The organism is Aeromonas sp. 96A, assembly GCF_051919165.1.
Classification (GTDB): domain Bacteria; phylum Pseudomonadota; class Gammaproteobacteria; order Enterobacterales; family Aeromonadaceae; genus Aeromonas; species Aeromonas veronii.
The window spans coordinates 1,280,344-1,301,130 of record NZ_JBQBFE010000001.1; the positions used below are offsets into that span (position 1 = coordinate 1,280,344).

Consider the following 20,787-nt stretch of genomic DNA (forward strand, 5'->3'; position numbering starts at 1 on the left):
GCCCGCTCGAATCAGGGTATCGATAATTTCGGCTTCAAGTCGCCACGAGGCAGGGCTATGCTGTTGCCTGCCTCATATCAACGGCCATACATAAACGGCTTAAAAAACGGAGAGAAAATATGTTTGCAGTGATTTTTGGTCGCCCGGGTTGCCCCTACTGTGTCCGTGCCGTACAGATCGCCGAGCAGCTGACCGAACAGCGCGATGACTTCAAATTCCGCTACGTGGACATCCATGCCGAAGGCATCACCAAAGAAGATCTGGCCAAGAGCGCCGGTAAGCCGGTCAATACCGTGCCGCAGATCTTCCTGGATGAGCAGCACATCGGTGGCTGCACCGATTTCGAAGCCTACGCCAAAGCGAATCTGGGTCTCTACCAGTAATGCCTGCGGGTCATCCCGAGCGGGTTGACCGCCAGAGCATATAAAAAATCCGGCGCCATCAGGCGCCGGATTTTTTTATGAGCGGAACTCGCACCATCTCTTGTCAGGGAGTCACAGACTGGGCGGCAAAGCGCGCAATGATGGGGTTGTGATCCGAACTGTCGGTGGCCGGTGAACTCACCTCGACCAAATCCAGATTGCGGTAGTAGAGGTGATCCAGCGGGCGACCGAAGGCGGTGCGGCGCAAGTCAGGCACCGGCACGGCCTCTTGCAGGCCCAGCTCGTCTACCAATTTGCTTAACCAGAACTGGCGCTTGTCACTCCAGGTATTGAAATCACCGGCCAAAATAACCGGCCCCTGATGGCGGCGCACTAGCGCAGTCAAATCGTTGAGCTGCTCGCGGAAGGTGGCCATCCCCAGCTCGAAATTGACCGCATGGATATTGATGACCATCACGCCATCAGGATCGCCCTGCAGCGGATAGAGGCTCACCAGCCCGGATTTGGGGATACGTAGCAAGGGCTCGGGAGAGCGCACGCCACAGACGAACGCCTGCGGGGTCTTGGCCACCGTCATCACCCCGAACGAGACGCCGCCCTGGGTGAAGGCTTGCAGCTGTTGCCACTGGAAATCACCGGCGCGCAGCCAGTCGAGCATATCGGGACGGGTGGCCGACTCTTGCAGCAGCACCAGATCCTGCCCCTTGGCATAACTGTCCATCCCTTCACGCCAGTTCTTGCGCTGGCCCTTGTAGAGATTCCACACCGTCACCCCGAATTCACGGGGCAGCGCCGTGGTCGCCAACGCTACCAGCGGCGGACGCTGGCAGTCGAGTCCCGGCACAATCCCTTGAGCTGTGACCAGATGGTTCTGATCCGGCACCTCAAAACAGCCTACCAACCCCAGGGTCAGCAGGGAGGTGCCAAGAATGCGATAACTATTTTTCATTGGCTAACAACCGCCCGCCTTTGCTTTTTGTTGCGACCATCACAAACGTCATCCACGCCGACTAAGCTGATAGTCCCTGTTCCACCCAACCAGAAGGACCTTGTCTCATGGCGAAAGAACTTCGGTACAACGTGACGTTTTATGATCAACAAGGAAATTGTCATCAAGTGGAGCTGTCCACCGTCTATCAGATAAGACGAGACCCTCAATGCGATCTCTGCCTGTTCGACACCCTGCAATATGTGGGCTCGGAAGAGATGCTGGAACGCATGATACGGCAAAAAACCGGGCTTGAGCAGGAAATATCCATCATCAATGCCCGGCTGATTTAATCAGGCACTCACCGGAACCGGGCGGGATTTGCCCTGCTCGTCGATGGCGACATAGGTGAAGATCCCCTCGGTCACACAGTAACGCTGGGCATCGTTTTCCCGCAGTACCGGCTTGACCCACACCTCCAGCTTGAGCTTCATGGAGCTGCGGCCGATCTTCATGCAGCGGCCGTAGCAGCAGACCACATCGCCCACCTTGACCGGACTGTGAAAGGTCATGCCTTCGACGGATACGGTACAAATACGTCCTTTTGCCAGCTCCTTGGCCATAATGCCCCCACCTATATCCATCTGGGACATGATCCAGCCACCAAAGATGTCGCCATTGGGGTTGGTATCGGCTGGCATTGCCAGGGTTCTCAGCAACAACTCCCCATCGGGGTGACGTTTTGTATCTACCATCATTACCGCCTCTCTCTCATGGATGGCGGCATGATAGGGGGCGATCACCCCCTTGGCAAACCTCAATTGCCCGAGGCGGCGAGCTCGGCAAACCAGTGGGCCGGATCGGGCCAGCGATAGTTGAATCCCATCTGCTGACAAATCAGCTGGCCGTCGATGGGCTGAAATTCACCGGCAGGCTCGATAAAGACCGGCACGGGCAGCCCCTGCTGGCGCGCCGCAAAGGGGTAGAACTGCTCGCGGCGCGGATGCACAGGCGCACTCAGATTGAAAACATTCCCGTCCTTGCCCCGCTCCAGCAGCAGCATGCAAGCCGCCACCACATCGTCCAGATGGACCAGATTGACCGACTGGGCGCCACCATCCAGCGTCTTGCCCGCGAGGAAACGGCCGGGATGGCGATCCGGGCCATAAAGGCCGGAGGGGCGCACTATCATCACCGACTCGAAACCGGCCGCCAGCACCGCCTGCTCCGCCGCCAGCATCCGCTCACCACGGGCATGGCGCGGTTTGGGCTGTTCACCCTCCTGCTGCCCCGCGCCCCATACCGAGGTGGCGCTGACAAACAGCACCCGCCGGGTGCCATTCGCTTTGGCCAACGCGCAAGCCCTTGCCACCGCCTGCGGATAGTCATCGGTCTTGCTGGGCGGTACGCAGATAACCAGCGATTCGCAGGGGATGGGCCACGCATCCGACATATGGGCAGAAATCGTCAGCGGATAGGCATCGATCCCCTCCCCCTGCAGACGGGTCGCCTTCTCGGCGCTGCTGACCGTCACCGCAACCTGCTTGCCTGCCGCCAGCAGGGCCCGCGCCAGCGGCAGCCCCAGCCACCCCGCCCCCAGAATGCCGATCGTCCCGGCGAAATGTTGCTCTGTCATCGTCCCTTCTCCTGCTTGACGCTATTTGCCCCGCAGCTTACCTGCCTTGGTAGGAAAAGGAAGCCTTGGCTTGCAGATATATAAATGCCGACAATGTGGTGGTACATGCTTCCCATTCGCTAACAATATCAGTAATTAAAATACTATATCTGACCTATACGATCACTTGTTAATCTTTAAAGAAAACCGGTTGTGTGACATTGTCATTTTCAAAACATCTATATTCTTAGCCTCACATACCCTCCTAATTTCATCTTCATGAGCAGAGGAAATTCTAGCACCTAAAATAACATGTTTTGGTTTTGGCATACTATAAGGCATTTCTTTTGGGAAAATCATATTCCCAAACACAAGCCTCCATTCTTTTTCATAAGCCCACTCTGTACTTTTCATCAGGGCAACTTGATTAAGATAAAGAACATTATTAGTGGTTTTATTTTTACCAAAAACGTTACTGGCATCAAACATTTCATCTGAATAAATAACAGGGTAGATTGAACTTGCTCTTAGATCTTCCTTTCCTAATTCGTAAAAATCATAACCTATACAAAAACCAGTATGATAACTGGCATAATGCGACCACATTAATATTGATTTTGGATTTTCAGAAAAACAACAAATCTTGAACATTTGCTTAAAACCTTCAGATGTTTCTCTCACAAGGTTTTTTGCTCTATCTTTCATTACAGTACGTATAGCTTCTCCACAAGTACGACCATAATCAGGTCTTTCTGGATAACTAAGCTCAAGTAGCTTTACCATTGGATGAGGACTTTCTGCAATTGACTGAACTTGTTCTTCAGTTAACTGCTCTATTAATCCATTCTCTTGAGCCATTGATAAAACTGACTCCCTATTATCAGGATCCAGCTCTATATCATAATGAAATGAGCAATCATAAGGGTCATTAAAATTTTTCGGGTCTGATAACCATATTGTGTCATCCAATAAATTTTTTATAGAGTTATCATTTACCGAGCGATATTTATAAAGAATCTTAGGTATGTGTTCATACTTAAGAGAAATAGCTTTTTTAATTTGCTCTACAGATGTTGTATTGGAAAACACCAACTTCTTATATTCTTCAAACCAATCCATACTCTCCCCTATGACCTAAATAGATAAAGAATTATGTTATTTGCAGCCTTATCAATCATACCAGTACATTAATTCAAACTTTGTTTGCTTTCAATTATTAACAGTCATAATTGCCAGCCCTACTCTGGGATATATAGGTTTCCTGTTTTCTATTTAACCTAAAAAAGCGGGCCAATGGCCCGCTTGGTTATATTTCACTCACTCCATCCTCACACCGGCGGATGGAAATGGCTGGCCTCGCGGGTGGCCATCTCCTCGTAGGTGGCCCACTTCTGCCACGCCACTTTTTGCGCCACCTGCATCAGCCGTTCGGCCTCCTCCGGATGGCTCTGGGCCAGCACCCGATAACGGGTCTCCTCCTGCCGGTATTCAGCGAGGGGGATGGAGGGGCGCAGGCTGTCGAGGCTGAAGGGGTTCTGCCCCGATCTGCGCAGTACCGGGTTGTAGCGCATCAGTGGCCAGTGACCGGAGGCCACGGCGCGTTTTTGCTGGGTCAGGCCAAACTCCATGTCGATGCCGTGGGCGATGCAGTGGCTGTAGGCGATGATAAGCGACGGGCCCGGATAGGCCTCCGCCTCACGCAAGGCCTGCAGCGCCTGCTGCGGGTTGGCACCAAAGGCGATGCGGGCAACATAGACGTTGCCGTAGGAGATGGCCTGCAACGCCACATCCTTTTTGGCCAGCGTCTTGCCTCCCGCCGCGAACTTGGCGACGGCGCCGAGCGGCGTCGATTTCGACATCTGGCCACCGGTGTTGGAGTAGACCTCGGTATCCATCACCAGCACGTTCACATCGCGTCCGGAGGCGAGCACATGATCGAGCCCCGCTGAGCCGATGTCATAGGCCCAGCCATCGCCGCCGATGATCCAGACCGAACGGCGCACCAGCTGATCAATCAAGGAGAGCAGCTCGCGAGCCTTGCCGGATTTCACCTCTTCCAACCGCTCGCGCACTTGCGCCACCCGGGTGCGCTGGGCGCGGATCTCCGACTCCAGCCGCTGCGGGGCGTTGATAAGCGACTCGACCAACGCTTCCCCCAGCTCCCCTTTCATCGCTTCGAGGGCCGCCACCGCCTGACCGTGATGCTGATCGGCGGTGAGACGGAAGCCAAAGCCAAACTCGGCGTTGTCCTCGAACAGGGAGTTCGACCAGGCCGGCCCCTTCCCTTCGCCGTTCTTGGCCCACGGCGTAGTCGGCAGGTTGCCGCCGTAGATGGAGGAGCAACCGGTGGCGTTGGCCACCAGCATGCGATCGCCAAACAGCTGGGTCAGCAGCTTGAGATACGGAGTCTCGCCGCAGCCGGCGCAGGCACCGGAGAACTCGAACAGGGGTTCGAGGAACTGGGCACCGCGCACCGTGGAGAAGTCCACCCGCTCGCGGGCAGGCCAGGGCAGGCTCTCGAACCAGCGCAGCGCCTGCTTCTGGCCAGCCAGATGGGGCGCCTTGTCCATCATGGCGATGGCCCGCTCGCCTTCATGGCTCTCATCCGCTCCGGCCCGCACCGGACAAGCCTGCACGCACTGGCCACAACCGGTGCAATCCTCCGGATAGAGCTGCAATGTGTAGCGGCTGTCGGGAAACCCCTTGGCGGTGACGGGTACCGATTGCGCCGCCTCGGGGGCCGTCGCCAGCCAGTCCTGATGGTAGAACTTGGCCCGCAGCGCCGCGTGGGGGCAGACAAAGACACAGTTGCCGCACTGGATGCAGATATCCGAATGCCAAATCGGGATCTCGCGGGCGATATCCCGCTTCTCGAAGCGGCTGGTGGCGGTGGGGTAAGTGCCATCCACCGGCAGCATGGAGACGGGGATCAGATCGCCGCGCCCCGCCAGCATCTCGCCGGTGACCCGCTGGACAAACTCACTGCCGCCGGGCGCCAATGGCAGCGGATAGTCGCTGATCTGCTCCTCACCGGCCGGGATGGCCACCTGATGGAGGTGGGCCAGGGTGTCATCCACCGCCGCGAAGTTGCGCTCAACCACTTCGGGCCCCTTGCGGGCATAGCTCTTCTCGATGCTCTCCTTGATCAGCGCAATCGCCTCATCCCGCGGCAAGATGCCAGCCAGCGCGAAGAAACAGGTCTGCATAATGGTGTTGATGCGATTGCCCATGCCGTTGCGCTCGGCCACCCGATCGCCGTCGATGCAGTAGAGGCGGATATCGAGGGCACGGATGCGGGCGCGCAGCCGCTCGGGCAGCTCGGCCCAGACCCGGTCAGGCTCATAGGGAGCATTGAGCAGCAGGGTCGCCCCTTCGGCGGCATGCTCCAGCAGGTCTACCGACTCGACAAAGCCCCACTGGTGGCAACCGATAAAGCTCGCCTGCTCGATAAGCCAGGGGGCATCGATGGGCTCGGGGCCAAAGCGCAGGTGGGAGACGGTGCGTGAGCCCGACTTTTTGGAGTCGTAGACGAAGTAGCCCTGGGCGTGGAAGCCCTCCAGCTCGCCGATGATCTTGATGCTGTTCTTGTTGGCGCCCACAGTGCCATCGGCACCAAGGCCGAAGAAGAGCGCCCGTACCCTGCTGGCTGGCTCCAGATCGCCGATGGGGTGCCAGGCCAGACTGAGGCCCGATACATCATCCACTATCCCCACGGTAAAGCGGGGGCGCGGCGTATCGGATGCCAGCTCCTCGAACACAGCCGCGCACATGGCGGGGGTGAACTCCTTGGAGGAGAGGCCGTAACGGCCGCCACTGAGCCAGGGCAGCCGCTTGATAAGGCCGCGCTGTAAACCGTCGATCAGCGCGCTCTGCACATCCAGCAGCAACGGCTCGCCGCCCGCCCCCGGCTCCTTGGTGCGATCCAGCACGGCGATGCGCCGCACGCTCTGCGGCAGCGCGTCGAGCAGCGCCTGTACCGGGAAGGGGCGATAGAGGCGAATGACCAGCACGCCGGTCTTGCGATCCTGCCGATTGAGCCAATCCACAGTCGTGCGGGCGGTAGCCGCCCCCGAGCCCATCAGCACGATGACGTCGGTGGCATCGGTTGCGCCGTGATACTCCACCAGCCGGTAGTGGCGGCCGGTCAACTCGCCCAGGTTGTCCATGCACTGCTGCACCCGCGCCGGTACCGCCTCGTAGAAGGGGTTGACGCTCTCGCGGGACTGGAAATAGGTATCCGGGTTCTGGGCGGTGCCGCGCATCACTGGATGATCCGGGTTCAGCGCCCGCGCACGGTGGGCGCGCACCCAGTCGTTGTCGATAAGGGCCCGGATCTCATCTTTGTGCAGGGCGACTATCTTGTTCACCTCGTGGGAGGTACGGAACCCGTCGAAGAAGTGGATAAAGGGCACCCGGCACTGCAGGGTGACGCTGTGGGCGACCAAAGCCAAGTCCTGCGCCTCCTGCACCGAGCCGGAGGCAAGCATGGCAAAGCCGGTGCTGCGCGCCGCCATCACATCCTGATGGTCGCCAAAAATCGACAGCCCCTGCGCCGCCAGCGAGCGGGCCGCCACATGGAACACTGCCGAGGTGAGCTCACCGGCAATCTTGTACATGTTGGGCAGCATCAGCATCAGCCCCTGACTGGCGGTGAAGGTGGTGGCGAGCGCCCCCGCCTGCAGGGCGCCGTGTACCGTGCCGGCAGCTCCCCCTTCACTCTGCATCTCCACGACTGTGGGAATGTTGCCCCAGAGGTTGGTCTGCCCCTCCGCCGCCCAGGCATCGGCCAGTTCGGCCATGGTCGAGCTCGGGGTGATGGGGTAGATGGCACACACTTCGCTCAGCTGGTACGCCACCCGGGCCGCGGCTTCGTTGCCGTCAACCATGATCAGTTCATGTTTCATTGGGACTCCTCCGGTTGGCGCAGCTCGATGGCGTGACAAGGACACTGGTCATGGCAGGCACCGCAGCCGGTGCAAAGTGCCGCATCGACCTGATAGCCCTTGCCCGGCCCCAGCTTGGCGATGGCCTGCTCGGGGCAGCTGCCATAGCAGCCGTCACACTCGAAGCAGTTGCCGCAGGAGTAGCAGCGCGCCGCCTCGTAACGGGCGGCCACCTCATCCAGCCCGCCTATGATCTCGCCAAAGTCATCCCGCGCCCACGCCGGTTTGACCGGCTGACTGCTGGCAGGGGCATGGGTCTGGAACCAGAGTTGCAACTGCTCCGGCCCCACCAGCGGGTAGGAGAGCGGTTTGTGGTAGTGGCGACCGCGCAGCCAGGCATCCATGTGGCGTGCCGCCTTCTTGCCGTGGCCGGTGGCGATGGTGACGGTGCGCTCGGAGGGCACCATGTCGCCGCCCGCAAACAGACCCGGCACATCCGTCATCAGGTTGCCCGCCACCTGTACGACCCCCTCCTTGTTGACCCGCACGCCGGGGATGCTCTCCAGCACACTCAAGTCCACCTCTTGGCCCAGCGCCAGAATCAGGGAGTCCGCTTCGAGGGTTTCAAACTTGCCGGTGGGTACCGGCTTGCCTTCGGCATCCAGCGCCATCACCTCCACTTCGATATTGGTGCTATCGAGCTGGCGAATGGTGCGCAGCCAGTTGATCTTGATCCCCTCCTCCTCGGCCTCGTCGGCTTCGAAGGCGTGGGCTGGCATATGGTCCCGGTCGCGGCGGTAGATGATCATTGCCTCTTCAACGCCCAAACGGCGGGCGGTACGGGCCGCATCCATGGCGGTATTGCCACCCCCATAAATCGCTACCCGCCGTCCCAGTTTGGGTGGCGGCAAGCCCTGCTCTTCGGCCAGACTGGCCTGCTCTAGGAAACTCACCGCATCGAGGATCTTGCCCGCTTCCCGGGCCGGAATATCGACCCGCTTGGCCAGATGGGCGCCAATGGCCATAAAGACGGCGTCAAAGCCCCCCTCGTCGCGCTCGCGCAGCACATCCTCCACCTTGTGGTTGAGGGTCAGGGTCACCCCGGCCGCCACGATACGGGCCACCTCCCGATCCAGCACGTCGCGAGGCAGACGGTAAGCGGGAATACCGAAGCGCAGCATGCCGCCCGCCAGTGGCCCCGCTTCGCGGATCTCCACCTGATGACCGAGCCGGTTTAGATGCCAGGCGCAGGAGAGGCCGGAGGGGCCGGCGCCTATGACCAGCACCTTCTTGCCGCTGGCAGGGGCAGGTGGCGCAGGCTGCCAACCACGGGCCAGCGCCTCGTCGCCGAGGAAGCGCTCGATGGCGTGGATGGAGACGGATTCATCCACCTGACCGCGGTTGCAGGCGCTCTCGCAGGGGTGATAGCAGACCCGGCCATGAATGGCGGGCAAGGGGTTCTCTTCGATCAGGGTCTGCCAGGCCGCCTCAAAACGGCCGGCCTGCGCCAAAGAGAGCCAGGCCTGGATATTTTCTCCGGCCGGGCAGGCGTGATTGCAGGGTGGCAGGGCCGGCCGCCAGACGGGTAGCCGGGTACGCACCGGGCCTGTTCCCGTTTTCAGGGAAAGATCCGGCAATGGGGTCATGTCCAGTTGTTTGCTCATACATTGCTTTCTTCTTTTTGTGTGACAGGCCCCACCCGATGGCGCTTGATACCGTGTAGCCGAAGCGGACGGTGGCCGGATGGGGAAGAAGCGAAAGCGTTAGAAACTGGGAACTAAGTCGATAATGGCCGCTTTTTTGTACTGATTAGCGAATCAGGATCAAAAAATGTTGCACTTTATGGTTCATAGAGACCAGAACGTGACTCAAGTAACATCTTCTCCAGCTGACCGCTGGCTTTCAGTTTGGCGAGGCCCCGATTGAAGGTTTTGATCAGCTCGTCAGCGTTGGCACGCTTGCGGCTGATCAGCAGGTGACCTTCGACCTTCATCACAGGTTTTGAATGGGTTGCAAAGAGATCGACCGTGCTGGCCGGGTAGAACTGACGCAGGGAGTAGTAGCCGACATCTATGTTCTCCAGGGTCAGGTCGGCGCGGCCGGAAAGCAGCAGATCAAAGCTCTGGCGCAGCCGGGTGACGAACTGCACCTGCAGCGGCACCTGCGCGATGGCTGCAAAAAAATCTGCATTGTAGGTATAGCCACTGACCGCAGCCAACTTGCGATCCGCCAGATCCTGATAGCCACGCCATTCCAGCGGATCTGACTTGAGATAGAACCAGACGTAGGTCTCGCTCAGGATGGGATCGCTGTAGAGATGGGTTTTGCGCCGCTCGCTCGACTCATACCAGTGGACAGTGCCATCCACTACGCCCTCCTCCGACAAGCGAAAGGCCCGCTTCCAGGGAAGAAACTGGAACTTGACGCTCACCCCTTCACTCTTGAATGCCTCGCTCACCACATGAGGGATTAGCCCCTGATATTTCAGCGTCTCGGAGCAGTAAGGGGGATACTCTCCCGTGGTCAGGGTCAGCTCCTGCGCCCAGAGCCCGTGGCAAAAAAGGCTCCCCGCCAGCAACCAGCTTATTTTCATCCCGATGCCCTCTTGTTCTCTTTTCCCAACTATAGACCGCCCCCTTGAAAGGATTGCCGGATCGCCGGGGAACCGTTATGTTCCCCTTTTTCCAGGCGATCGCGCCGCGTCACAAGGATATGAAGATGCCCAGGCTAGACAGCATTCACCTCTACCCCATCAAATCGACTGCAGGTATGCCGCTGGCTCGCGCCCGGGTGACCGAAGAGGGACTGGCAGGGGATCGCCGCTACATGGTGGTCAAACCGGACGGCACCTTTATCACCGCCCGTACCCATCCCCAGCTGCAACAGGTCGTGGCCACCCCCATCGAAGGAGGCTTGCAACTGCGCTATCCGGGCTTTGAACCCCTCACCCTGCAAGAGGTCGACTTCAGCCGCGCCCCGCAAGCTACCGGAGTCTGGAGCGACCGTTTCACCGCCCTGCACACCGACCCCAAAGCCGATGGGTGGCTAAGCCGGGTGGCAGGGGAGACGGTGCAACTGCTCTGGCTGGGTGAAACCTCGGATCGTTTTCGCGAGAAGACCGGCACCCGGGTCAGCTTTGCCGACGGTTATCCGCTGCTGCTGATAAGCCAGGCCTCCCTTGAGGATCTCAATCTGCGCTCCGATGCCCTGCACCAGATGAGCCAATTCCGCACCAATCTGGTAGCAAGCAATACCCAGCCCTTCGAGGAGGACAGTTGGGTACGTATCCGCATCGGCGAAGTGGAATTTAAAGTGGTCAAGCCCTGCAGCCGCTGCATCATGACCACGGTGGAAGCGGGCACCGATCGCTTCAACGCCCTGAAAGAGCCGCTGGCCACCCTCACCCGCTACCGCCGTGGCGAGGATGGCGAGGTCTACTTCGGCCAGAATCTGGTGGCGCTGAACGAGGGATGGATTGAGGCAGGCAGCGAGATCGAAGTACTGGAGCGCACCCGTCCGGTGGTCTATCCCGCCGCCGCACCGAAGAAGCGGGAGCTGGTCTGCGTGGCCCGCGAACCGCTGGCGCGGGATCTGGAGACCTTCTGGTTCGAAGCAGCCGATGGCGAGCCACTGCCCGACTACCTGCCTGGCCAGCATCTGCCCATCAGCCTCGATATCAAAAATGAACGGATCCTGCGGCGCTATACCCTGAGCTCCACACCGGATCACCCGGAGCGTTACAGCATCAGCGTCAAAAAGGTGGAGGGTGGCCGCATCTCCCACTGGCTGCACCAGCAACTGCAGGTGGGCGACCGGCTGCTGGCCGCCAACCCCGCTGGCGATTTTTACCTGGGCCGCGAGCGCAACCTACTGTTGCTCTCCGCAGGCTCCGGCGTCACCCCCATGCTGGCGATTGCCCGCACCCTGGCGCTACGCGGGGAGCTGGAAGAGGTTCACTTTATGCACCTGTGCCGCAGCGAAGCGGACATTCCCGCCGCCAGCGAACTGCACGCCATGGCACAGCAGGGGATGACCCTCACCCTGATCCTGAGCCAGCCGGACAGTCACTGGCAGGGGCTGCAAGGACGACTCAATGATGAGCATCTGCAACGGATCAAAGGGCTGGCCGAAAAAGAGGTCTTTATCTGCGGCCCCCACGGCTTTATGGCCGATGCAGCCGCCAAAGTTGCAGCCCTCAGCGTACCGGCCGCACGGATCAGACAGGAGAGTTTTGGCGGCGCCATTCTCTCGGTGGCCCGCCCCCATCAGGCGGTGCAACTGCGTATCGGCGCCCAAGCCTTTACCGGCAACAATCAGGGCACTGTGCTGGATCAGGCCAACAAGCAAGGTGTAGAGCTGCCATGGAGCTGCCGCGCCGGCATCTGCGGCAGTTGCAAACAGACGCTGATCTCGGGCGAGGTGGATCACCCCGACGCCCCCGCCATCACCGCCGCCGAGCTGGCCGAGGGCAAGATCCTTGCCTGCTGCGCCGTGCCGCTCACCGACCTTGAAATCCTATGATCGGGTGATCGGGTGATCGGGTGATCGGGCCGCATTAACTCACGCCACCCCAGATGACCGGGGAATTGACCCCGGTCATCTTTATCCACACTTGTTCAGCTGATCCGCCCTTAATTTGTCCCCACGGCCTTCATCTGTGAGTTTCCCTTCCTATACTCTCAGAGCAAAAAGCCTTGCCAGCCATTGACTTGGCGATGCTCCATACGACACTCAGCCATAGGGAAAGGACGCCCATACCATGGAACAGAACAAGCCCGCCTTTCAGCTCAACCTGCTGCTATCCGTCATCACCCTGATCCTGCTGTCACTGGTGTTTTTCGCCTACAGCTGGGCGGGTAAACAACTGGAAGAGAGTTATCGACAACAATATGTCTCCTACCTGCTGGCCGACGAACTGCGCCAATCCTCCGATGATCTGACCCGACTCGGGCGCACCTACGTCATCACCAAGGATCCAGCCTACGAACAGCAGTACATGCGGATCCTGGCCATTCGCAACGGCGAGCAGCCGAGACCGGATGGCTACAACCGTATCTACTGGGACTTTGTCGCCGCCAACGGCCAGAATCCCCGCCCCGACAGCAATGTTCGCCGTGGCCTGATCGACCTGATGAAGGATGCCGGTTTCACCGACGGTGAGCTCGCCAAACTGAACGAGGCCAAAAACAACTCGGATGCGCTGGTCAACACCGAGGTCGCCGCCTTCAAGCTGGTACAGCAGACTGATGGCGACCTGGTTGCCAACCAGCAAAAAGCCATCGCCATGATGCATGACAAGGCCTATCACCAGAACAAGGGGCGCATCATGTCCCCCATCGATGACTTCTACGTGATGATGGAGCAGCGCAACCATGAGGCAGTCGAGAGCGCCATCGCCAATACCGACATGCTGCGCTATCTCTTTATCGCCCTCGGTCTGGTGTTGATGTTCTTCCTCTGGCGCACCTATCGCTCCCTGCTCGATCTGGTGGGCACCTCGGTCGAACAGCTCAAGACCGATCTTCATATGATGGCGGAAGGGGACTTCTCGCGCCCCATCAAGGTGCCGCCAGGATCGAAAGAGAGCCTGATCGGCCTGCTCGGCGGTATGCAGACCACCCTCAAGGGGATCATCGCCAAGGTCTCCCACTCCACCGAGGAGCTGTCCCACTCTGCCGACAGCATCGCCCAGATCGCCGAGCAGACCGCCCAGTTTGCCACCGATCAGCAAACCAGCACCCAGACCATGGCCGCCGCCATCGAGGAGCTGGTGGTGAGCATCAGTCACCTCTCCGACAACGCCACCCATGCCGACGAGCTGAGCAAGGTCTCAGCCAATACCCTGGAGGAGGGTTCGGGGGTCATTAAAGAGACGCTCGGCAGCATCGAGAATATCTCCACCACAGTGGGGGATGCGGCCAGCACCATCTCCGAGCTCAACGGCCATACCCAGCAGATTTCGGAGATCATCGGGGTGATCCGCGGCATCGCCGATCAGACCAACCTGCTGGCTCTCAACGCAGCCATCGAGGCGGCGCGGGCCGGTGAACAGGGTCGCGGCTTCGCGGTGGTGGCCGACGAGGTGCGCAATCTGGCCAGTCGCTCGGCGGCCTCAACCCAGCAGATCACCGGGATGATTAGCAAAATCCAGGGCGGGGCGGATGCCTCCATTCGCAGCATGGAGAACACGGTCAACAACGTCTCCCGCGGGGTCACGCTGGCCAACCAGACCGGCGAGGCGATCGCCAGCATCCAGAGCCACGCCTCCAACCTCACCGGCCTGATGGGGGAGATCAGCCACACCCTACGCGAGCAGTCCACCGCCGCCAACGAGGTAGTCTCTACCGTCGGCAACATCACCTCCCTCTCCGAGCAATCGGGGGATGCCGCCCGTCACGTGTCGCAAGAGGCGGCCAAGCTCAAGCAGCTGTCACGGGTACTGCGCCAGGAGATGGGGCACTTCAAGCTTTAAAGAACGCTGAAAAGCAAAACGGCTGCCCGAAGGCAGCCGTTTTTTATTCGGGGTCATCTCCCGTCATTCAGTATCTATCAACCACGCAGGGCGGCGATACGCTGCTCGATGGGCGGGTGGCTCATGAACAGCTCGCTCATGGAGCGCTTGCCGTTGATGCCAAAGGCCATCATGGAGCCTTCCAGCTGCGGCTCGGCACCGCGGGAGAGGCGCTCAAGGGCGGCAATCATCTTGTCACGACCGGCCAGCTTGGCGGCACCGGCATCAGCACGGAACTCGCGCTGACGGCTGAACCACATGACGATGATGGAGGCCAGAATACCGAACAGCATCTCCAGCACGAACACGGTGATCATGTAGGCAAAACCGCCGGTGCTGCTGCTCTCTTCCTCGTTGTTGGAGCTGAAGAAGTTGCTGATCACGCCAGCCACGATGCGAGCGAAGAACATCACGAAGGTGTTCACTACCCCCTGGATCAGGGTCAGGGTCACCATGTCGCCATTGGCCACGTGGCTAACCTCGTGGGCCAGCACCGCTTCCGCCTCGTCACGGCTCATGCTGTAGAGCAGACCGGAGGAGACCGCCACCAGCGAATCATCGCGGCGGGCACCGGTGGCAAAGGCGTTCATCTCGGGAGAGTCGTAGATCCCCACTTCCGGCATCTTGATACCCGCTTCGCGGGCCTGACGGGCCACAGTGCTCACCAGCCAGTGCTCGGTCTCGTTACGGGGTTGCTCGATGACCTGGACGCCATAGCTGCGCTTGGCCATCCACTTGGACATCAGCAAGGAGATAAAGGAACCCCCAAAACCGAACACGGCACAGAACACCAACAGCCCGGAAATGCTGGACTTGTTGATCCCCAGAACCGAGAACAGGATATTGAGTACCACCCCCAGCACCAGCATGACGGCCAGGTTGGTCACCAGGAATAGCATAATTCGCTTCATATAGACTCCTTGTGAAGATAAGGGACATGACCGGGGATCACTCGGGATCCCCACCTGATCATGTTAATGTCGACATTCTAGGGAGATTCGATGAATGTTCGCTGAATATGCCGTCAAAGTAGCGGCGAGATATCGAGACGCCCCTGCAAATCGGCTTCAAGCGGATTGTTTATAAACGGAATTTCGCCGAGGAAGGGGGCTGGCAGCAAGCCCCTCAGGGTGTCCAGATTTTCCTGATAATGGCTCATGGAACCATGGAGCCGATTAATTACCCACCCCGCCACCGGCAGCTGATCATTGCGAATGGCGGCAAAGGTGAGCAGCGCATGGTTGAGGCAACCCAGCTTGGCCCCCACCACCATGATCACCGCCATGTTCTCCTGCTTGACCCAGTCCGACAGCAGATGCTTGCGATCGAGCGGCAGATACCAGCCCCCCGCCCCTTCCACTACCGCCAGTTCGGCCCCGGCCTGTTCAATCTTGCGCAGCCCCTCGCTCAACCCCTGCATGGTGATAGGCTGGCGCGCCTCGCTGGCGGCGATATGGGGCGCAATCGGCGGCTCATAGGCGAACGGATTGACTACCTCATAGGGCAGCGGCAGGCTCGCCGCCTCCTGCAACAGGACAGCATCCAGGTTGCGCAGCCCGTCCGGGGTGCGGGCACATCCGGCCGAGACAGGCTTGTAACCCGCGCACTTGATTCCCTGTGCGCTGAATTCGCGCAGCAGGGTGCGCGCCACCAGCGTCTTGCCCACATCGGTATCGGTGCCGGTGATAAAGAATGATTTCATACGGTTCTCTCCTTGGCAGGGCCCGTTGACTACCCTGCACACAATGCGATTCCCGGCGCTCAGCAAGGCTTGCTGAGACGGCCGAGGCACACCCGATAACTGGCGACCAGCCTGCCATCTGGCTGGCGAAACGCCTCATACGCCTGAGCCAGCTGCTGCAATCTGGCGCGACCACTCAGACCGGCCGGGGCGGCACGCCCCTGATTGTCATTGACCTGATTGGCCCCAATCCCCTTGAGATCGCGCAACAACTGCGGCAATTCAAGATAGGCGAGATCCCAGGTGATACCACGCAGCTCGGGAGCAGATACCCCGGCGCTAGCCAGCGCCTGCTCCAATTGTGGCAGGCTGAGGAAGCGATTGACATGGGCGTGACCATCAAGCTGCTGCCAGGCGGCTCGCAACTGCCAGAGCGACTCATCGAGCAGGGTTGAGAAAAAGATCTGGCCGCCCGGTTTGACCACCCGCAGCAGCTCGCCAAAAGCCTGGGCCGGACGCTCGCACCACTGCAGCGCCAGACTGGAGAAAACCCAGTCGAACGCGTTATCGGCGAAAGGAAGCTGCTCCGCATCGCCGCAGAGCAGGCGAGCACCGCTGCCACGCAAGGCGGCCTGCGCCAGCATGCCGGGGGCGAGATCCAGCCCCACCAGCTGGTGACAACGGTTCGCCAGTTGGGGCAAGAAAAAGCCGGTGCCGCAGCCCAGATCCAGCCCGCTCACAGTCAGATCAGTGCCAACCAGCCTGTCTGGCATCCATTCCAACAGAGCCTGACCCACCTCCTGCTGAAAGCGGGCGTGGGCATCGTAATGACGAGCGGCGGCGCCGAAACGGCGAGCAAGCTGCGCCTTGTCGACCGTTTGAAAGCGCTCAGCCATGGTGAGCCTCCCCAAGCGTTGTAACTGCAGGGCAGACCCCCAAGGCATCGAGCAGGCGATCCACATCCTGCTCGCGGTGAGCCGCACTCAGAGTGATGCGCAGCCGGGCCGTAGCGACCGGCACAGTGGGCGGGCGGATGGCGCTCACCCAGACGCCGCGCTCCCGCAGTCGTTCAGCCAGTTGCAGGGCAACACTGCTCTCCCCCACCAGCAGCGGCTGAATCGGGGTATCGCTCGCGCCAAGCTGCCAACCCTGATCCTTTGCCCCTTGCCGGAAGCGAGCGATCAGCTGGCCAAGATGGGTGCGGGACTCATCGGCGGCGCGCACCAGCTCGATACTCTTGCTGACCGCGCAAGCCTGCGCGGCGGGCATATGGGTGCTGTAGACATAGTGGCGAGCGAAGTTGACCAGATACTCCACCAGCTCGCGGCTGCCGCCGACAAAGGCGCCAGCGACGCCAAGCGCCTTGCCAAAGGTGCCCATCTGGATATGCACGTTGGCAGGATTTACTCCCTGCGCCGCCAGGGTGCCGCGCCCCTCAGGCCCCAGCACACCGAGGCCGTGGGCATCGTCGATCATCAGCCAGTTGCCGCTTTGGGCGGCGAGGGTTGCGAGCTCGCGCCAGGGGCCTTGATCCCCGTCCATACTGAACACCCCTTCCGAGACAATCAGTCCGCGATTGGGCTCAAGCTGTCGTTCAAGGGCCGCCATATCGTTGTGGGCAAAACGCTTCATCTTGCAAGGGAGCTGGCTGCCCATCTCCTGCAAAGAGGCGTGGTTGAGTTTGTCCTGCCACAGCAGATGCTCCTTGCCGAGCAGCGCTCTCAGCACCGCCTGATTGGCGGAAAAACCGCAGTTGAACAGCAACACCGCCTCCACCCCGAGCCACTCGGCCAGGGTCTCCTCAAGCTGTTGGTGGGCACGGCTGTAACCGGTCACCAGCGGCGAGGCGCCGGAGCCCGTACCATAACGCTCAATCCCCGAGTTGAAGGCGACCTTGATGGCGGGATGATCTGCCAGTCCCAGATAGTCGTTGGCGGAAAAATTGAGGTAGTCGCGCCCCGCAACCCTGAGCTGCCCGCCACTCGCTCCGTCGGTCGCGATGCGGTTGCGCAGCAGACCCACCTGCTCGCGCTCGGCCAGCGCCGTGCCCAACACAAAAGGGCCCGTTACTGCAGGGCCGTTCATGACCGCGCAGCCCCTGCACGGGGGCGGGTGGCGTCATAAAACATCTCGGTGGGCTCGCTCTGGCGACTCACCTCGGCCAGCAGCTCCTCTTCTTGAACCTGATCCGGCTTCTGGGCCCGCTGGGCGGGGCGAATGCCGAGCCGCTTGAACAGCTGCATATCGCTGTTTTCGTCCGGGTTGGGGGTGGTCAGCAACTTGCAGCCGTAGAAGATGGAGTTGGCCCCGGCCATAAAACACATGGCCTGCATCTGCTCATTCATCTTCTCCCGCCCGGCGGAGAGACGCACATGGGAGGCGGGCATCATGATCCGCGCCACCGCGATGGTGCGGATAAATTCGAACGGATCGAGGTTCTCCTCGTTCTCCAGCGGCGTTCCCTTCACCTTGACCAGCATGTTGATGGGCACACTTTCGGGGTGGCGCGGCAGGTTGGCGAGCGCCATCAAGAGACCCGCCCGATCTTTCGCCTGCTCACCCATGCCGACGATGCCGCCAGAGCAGACCTTCATACCGGCACCGCGCACATGCTCCAGGGTATCGAGCCTGTCCTGATAGGTGCGGGTGGAGATGATCTCGCCGTAAAACTCCGGCGATGTATCGAGGTTGTGGTTGTAGTAATCAAGCCCCGCAGCGCCAAGACGCGCCGCCTGATCGGCGGTGAGCATCCCTAGCGTCATGCAGGTCTCCATCCCCAGCCCGCGCACCTCCTCAATCATCCGGATGATGTAGGGCATGTCTTTTTCTTTGGGGTTGCGCCAGGCGGCCCCCATGCAGAAACGGGACGAGCCGTTGGCCTTCGCTTCACGGGCCCGCTCCAGCACCTTCTCCACCTCCATCAGCCGCTCGGCCTCAAGACCGGTGTGGTAACGGGCGCTCTGGGGACAATATTTGCAATCTTCCGGGCAAGCGCCGGTCTTGATGGAAAGCAAGGTGCTCACCTGCACTTCGTTCGGGTCAAAGTGGGCGCGGTGGACGGTCTGGGCCTGAAACAGCAGATCGTTAAACGGCAAGGCAAACAGGGCCTGAACCTCGGCGAGGGTCCAGTCATGACGAAGGGCGTGCCCGCCCGCAGTGAGAGCATTCATACATGGCTTCCGGTTGTTATTAGTGGGATCCTGCGCCCGCCATCTTGGGATGGACGGCCACAAAACCCGCCGCCGGGCCCGCGCGCTCAGGGTGATGCGCAGTGCCAAGTGGCTGAAATTGTTGGCTAGTGTAGAGAGCACGCGTAGACTGTCAACACCGACCAGATCAAACTAATTGACAACAGAACAACAAATGACCAATCAAGAATTCGACCTGCACCACATCTGGCACCCCTATACCTCCCTCACTCACCCCCTGCCCTGCTATGAAGTGGCCAGCGCCAAAGGGGTGAAGATCACTCTCAGCGACGGCCGTGAACTGGTGGATGGCATGAGCTCCTGGTGGGCTTGCGTGCACGGCTATCAGGTGCCGGAGTTGGACGCCGCCGCCACCGCCCAGCTCGGCAAGATGTCCCACGTGATGTTTGGCGGCCTCACCCACGCCCCGGCGGTCGAGCTCTGCCGCAAGCTGGTGGAGATCACTCCGAAGGGGCTTGATCGGGTATTTCTGGCCGATTCCGGCTCGGTGGCAGTGGAAGTGGCGCTCAAGATGGCGCAGCAGTTCTGGCACGCCAAGGGGACGCCCAGAGCCAAATTTGTCGCCCTGCGCAGCGGCTATCACGGCGACACCTTTGGCGCCATGAGCGTCTGCGATCCCGATGGCGGCATGCATGAGCTCTACAAGGGATTCCTGCCGGAACACTATTTTGTCGAAGCACCCAGCTGTCGCTTCCACGCCGAGTGGGACGAGCAGTGCGTGGTGGAGCTGGCCACACTCATGGCGGATCATCACGAGGAGATCGCCGCCATCGTGCTTGAGCCCATAGTGCAGGGCGCTGGCGGCATGCGCTTCTATCACCCCCGCTACCTGCAGTGGGTGCGCGCCCTGTGCGACGAGTTCGGCGTGCTGCTCATAGCTGACGAGATTGCCACCGGCTTTGGCCGCACCGGCCAGCTGTTTGCCTGCGACTGGGCGGGGATCAGCCCCGACATCATGTGTCTGGGCAAGGCGCTTACCGGCGGCTACCTCACCCTCTCGGCGACCCTGACCACCGAGCATGTTGCCCGCACCATCTGTGACGGCAAGGCGGGGGTCTTTATGCACGGCCCCACCTTTATGGGCAACCCGCTCGCCTGCGCGGTGGCCAACGCCTCTATCGATCTGCTGCTCGCCTCACCGTGGCAGGAGCGAGTGCGCACCATCGAGCATCAGCTGCGTACCGAACTGGTAGAGCTGACCCTGCACCCGGCGGTCGCGGATGTGCGAGTGCTCGGCGCCATCGGGGTGGTGGAGATGAAAGAGCGGGTGGATGTGGCGCGCATCCAGCGCAAGTTTGTCGAACTGGGCGCCTGGATCCGCCCCTTTGGCAAGCTGATCTACCTGATGCCCCCCTTCGTCATCACCCCTGAAGAGTTGAGGGTATTGACCGGCGCCATCCGTCAGGCCATCACCGAGGGCGAGTTTTAATGCATACAGCGGGCGGCCATCGCTGCCGCCCGTTTGGCTACCCGCATTTGATATATAAAGAGGGCAACTTTATCCACTTCAGTGCGCTTTCACTTGCCGTAATGTGAGCAAAACACCAGACCTGAGGCCCCAAGAGGGGTAAACTGCT

At 60.2% G+C, this 20,787-nt stretch carries 17 protein-coding genes; 5 read left to right on the forward strand and 12 right to left on the reverse strand.

Translation table 11 applies throughout. The annotated features are described in order from the left end of the window. Nucleotides 1-86 precede the first annotated feature (86 nt). On the forward strand, nucleotides 87-383 hold the full coding sequence (locus tag ACTG2W_RS05790; RefSeq protein WP_223849348.1) for a GrxA family glutaredoxin: 297 nt from the start codon (nucleotides 87-89) through the stop codon (nucleotides 381-383). Between the two features lie 103 nt (nucleotides 384-486). Here ACTG2W_RS05790 and ACTG2W_RS05795 read toward each other — a convergent pair whose 3' ends face one another. After that, entirely contained in the window at nucleotides 487-1,332 is an 846-nt protein-coding gene (locus ACTG2W_RS05795; protein ID WP_005350508.1) for an endonuclease/exonuclease/phosphatase family protein, read from the reverse strand. 107 nt (nucleotides 1,333-1,439) lie between these two features. On the opposite strand from ACTG2W_RS05795, the gene ACTG2W_RS05800 reads away from it, so the two are divergent. Beyond that, on the forward strand, nucleotides 1,440-1,664 hold the full coding sequence (locus tag ACTG2W_RS05800; protein WP_005344394.1) for a hypothetical protein: 225 nt from the start codon (nucleotides 1,440-1,442) through the stop codon (nucleotides 1,662-1,664). Here ACTG2W_RS05800 and yciA read toward each other — a convergent pair whose 3' ends face one another. The 6 genes from yciA to ACTG2W_RS05830 form a co-directional block, all read right to left on the reverse strand. Then, a complete protein-coding gene (yciA, locus tag ACTG2W_RS05805) occupies nucleotides 1,665-2,069 on the reverse strand; it encodes an acyl-CoA thioester hydrolase YciA (RefSeq protein ID WP_005337875.1) in 405 nt (134 codons plus the stop codon). Nucleotides 2,070-2,128: 59 nt separating this feature from the next. Beyond that, nucleotides 2,129-2,947, reverse strand: coding sequence for an NAD-dependent epimerase/dehydratase family protein (locus ACTG2W_RS05810; RefSeq protein ID WP_106843200.1), 819 nt, complete (start codon nucleotides 2,945-2,947; stop codon nucleotides 2,129-2,131). Between the two features lie 162 nt (nucleotides 2,948-3,109). Continuing rightward, on the reverse strand, nucleotides 3,110-4,045 hold the full coding sequence (locus tag ACTG2W_RS05815; RefSeq protein ID WP_106843201.1) for a DUF2971 domain-containing protein: 936 nt from the start codon (nucleotides 4,043-4,045) through the stop codon (nucleotides 3,110-3,112). 209 nt (nucleotides 4,046-4,254) lie between these two features. Then, on the reverse strand, nucleotides 4,255-7,830 hold the full coding sequence (nifJ, locus tag ACTG2W_RS05820) for a pyruvate:ferredoxin (flavodoxin) oxidoreductase (protein ID WP_106843202.1): 3,576 nt from the start codon (nucleotides 7,828-7,830) through the stop codon (nucleotides 4,255-4,257). After that, nucleotides 7,827-9,473 (reverse strand): NAD(P)-binding protein, encoded by a 1,647-nt coding sequence (locus tag ACTG2W_RS05825; protein WP_106843203.1) that lies wholly within the window; start codon nucleotides 9,471-9,473, stop codon nucleotides 7,827-7,829. The genes nifJ and ACTG2W_RS05825 overlap by 4 nt, the downstream gene beginning before the upstream one ends. Nucleotides 9,474-9,649: 176 nt before the next feature. After that, entirely contained in the window at nucleotides 9,650-10,402 is a 753-nt protein-coding gene (locus ACTG2W_RS05830) for a substrate-binding periplasmic protein (protein WP_005337880.1), read from the reverse strand. A gap of 77 nt (nucleotides 10,403-10,479) precedes the next feature. Between ACTG2W_RS05830 and ACTG2W_RS05835 the strand changes: the two genes are divergently transcribed. After that, entirely contained in the window at nucleotides 10,480-12,330 is a 1,851-nt protein-coding gene (locus tag ACTG2W_RS05835; protein WP_421308213.1) for an MOSC N-terminal beta barrel domain-containing protein, read from the forward strand. A 238-nt stretch (nucleotides 12,331-12,568) separates the two neighbouring features. After that, nucleotides 12,569-14,281, forward strand: a complete 1,713-nt coding sequence (locus tag ACTG2W_RS05840) for a methyl-accepting chemotaxis protein (protein ID WP_440016098.1) — start codon at nucleotides 12,569-12,571, stop codon at nucleotides 14,279-14,281. 77 nt (nucleotides 14,282-14,358) lie between these two features. Here ACTG2W_RS05840 and htpX read toward each other — a convergent pair whose 3' ends face one another. The 5 genes from htpX to bioB form a co-directional block, all read right to left on the reverse strand. Continuing rightward, nucleotides 14,359-15,231 (reverse strand): protease HtpX, encoded by an 873-nt coding sequence (gene htpX / locus ACTG2W_RS05845; RefSeq protein WP_005337890.1) that lies wholly within the window; start codon nucleotides 15,229-15,231, stop codon nucleotides 14,359-14,361. Between the two features lie 113 nt (nucleotides 15,232-15,344). Further along, entirely contained in the window at nucleotides 15,345-16,022 is a 678-nt protein-coding gene (gene bioD / locus ACTG2W_RS05850) for a dethiobiotin synthase (RefSeq protein WP_005337893.1), read from the reverse strand. Nucleotides 16,023-16,081: 59 nt separating this feature from the next. Then, nucleotides 16,082-16,897: a malonyl-ACP O-methyltransferase BioC gene (gene bioC, locus ACTG2W_RS05855; protein WP_335844538.1), complete on the reverse strand. Its 816-nt coding sequence runs from the start codon at nucleotides 16,895-16,897 to the stop codon at nucleotides 16,082-16,084. Beyond that, the gene (gene bioF, locus ACTG2W_RS05860) at nucleotides 16,890-18,086 is read right to left on the reverse strand and encodes an 8-amino-7-oxononanoate synthase (RefSeq protein WP_421308217.1); all 1,197 of its coding nucleotides are present in this window, start codon (nucleotides 18,084-18,086) and stop codon (nucleotides 16,890-16,892) included. The genes bioC and bioF overlap by 8 nt, the downstream gene beginning before the upstream one ends. Next, complete coding sequence (gene bioB, locus ACTG2W_RS05865; protein WP_064338334.1) at nucleotides 18,083-19,171, reverse strand: biotin synthase BioB; 1,089 nt, start codon at nucleotides 19,169-19,171, stop codon at nucleotides 18,083-18,085. The genes bioF and bioB overlap by 4 nt, the downstream gene beginning before the upstream one ends. Nucleotides 19,172-19,364: 193 nt before the next feature. Between bioB and bioA the strand changes: the two genes are divergently transcribed. Continuing rightward, a complete protein-coding gene (gene bioA, locus ACTG2W_RS05870) occupies nucleotides 19,365-20,639 on the forward strand; it encodes an adenosylmethionine--8-amino-7-oxononanoate transaminase (RefSeq protein ID WP_274160989.1) in 1,275 nt (424 codons plus the stop codon). Nucleotides 20,640-20,787: the final 148 nt, after the last annotated feature.

What these genes read in the sequence shown, in the direction of transcription:
- ACTG2W_RS05795 (WP_005350508.1), bottom strand. Translation starts at nt 1,332, where the DNA reads ATGAAAAATAGTTATCGCATTCTTGGCACCTCCCTGCTGACCCTGGGG.
- ACTG2W_RS05800 (WP_005344394.1), top strand. Translation starts at nt 1,440, where the DNA reads ATGGCGAAAGAACTTCGGTACAACGTGACGTTTTATGATCAACAAGGA.
- yciA (WP_005337875.1), bottom strand. Translation starts at nt 2,069, where the DNA reads ATGATGGTAGATACAAAACGTCACCCCGATGGGGAGTTGTTGCTGAGA.
- ACTG2W_RS05810 (WP_106843200.1), bottom strand. Translation starts at nt 2,947, where the DNA reads ATGACAGAGCAACATTTCGCCGGGACGATCGGCATTCTGGGGGCGGGG.
- ACTG2W_RS05815 (WP_106843201.1), bottom strand. Translation starts at nt 4,045, where the DNA reads ATGGATTGGTTTGAAGAATATAAGAAGTTGGTGTTTTCCAATACAACA.
- nifJ (WP_106843202.1), bottom strand. Translation starts at nt 7,830, where the DNA reads ATGAAACATGAACTGATCATGGTTGACGGCAACGAAGCCGCGGCCCGG.
- ACTG2W_RS05825 (WP_106843203.1), bottom strand. Translation starts at nt 9,473, where the DNA reads ATGAGCAAACAACTGGACATGACCCCATTGCCGGATCTTTCCCTGAAA.
- ACTG2W_RS05830 (WP_005337880.1), bottom strand. Translation starts at nt 10,402, where the DNA reads ATGAAAATAAGCTGGTTGCTGGCGGGGAGCCTTTTTTGCCACGGGCTC.
- ACTG2W_RS05835 (WP_421308213.1), top strand. Translation starts at nt 10,480, where the DNA reads ATGTTCCCCTTTTTCCAGGCGATCGCGCCGCGTCACAAGGATATGAAG.
- ACTG2W_RS05840 (WP_440016098.1), top strand. Translation starts at nt 12,569, where the DNA reads ATGGAACAGAACAAGCCCGCCTTTCAGCTCAACCTGCTGCTATCCGTC.
- htpX (WP_005337890.1), bottom strand. Translation starts at nt 15,231, where the DNA reads ATGAAGCGAATTATGCTATTCCTGGTGACCAACCTGGCCGTCATGCTG.
- bioD (WP_005337893.1), bottom strand. Translation starts at nt 16,022, where the DNA reads ATGAAATCATTCTTTATCACCGGCACCGATACCGATGTGGGCAAGACG.
- bioC (WP_335844538.1), bottom strand. Translation starts at nt 16,897, where the DNA reads ATGGCTGAGCGCTTTCAAACGGTCGACAAGGCGCAGCTTGCTCGCCGT.
- bioF (WP_421308217.1), bottom strand. Translation starts at nt 18,086, where the DNA reads ATGAACGGCCCTGCAGTAACGGGCCCTTTTGTGTTGGGCACGGCGCTG.
- bioB (WP_064338334.1), bottom strand. Translation starts at nt 19,171, where the DNA reads ATGAATGCTCTCACTGCGGGCGGGCACGCCCTTCGTCATGACTGGACC.
- bioA (WP_274160989.1), top strand. Translation starts at nt 19,365, where the DNA reads ATGACCAATCAAGAATTCGACCTGCACCACATCTGGCACCCCTATACC.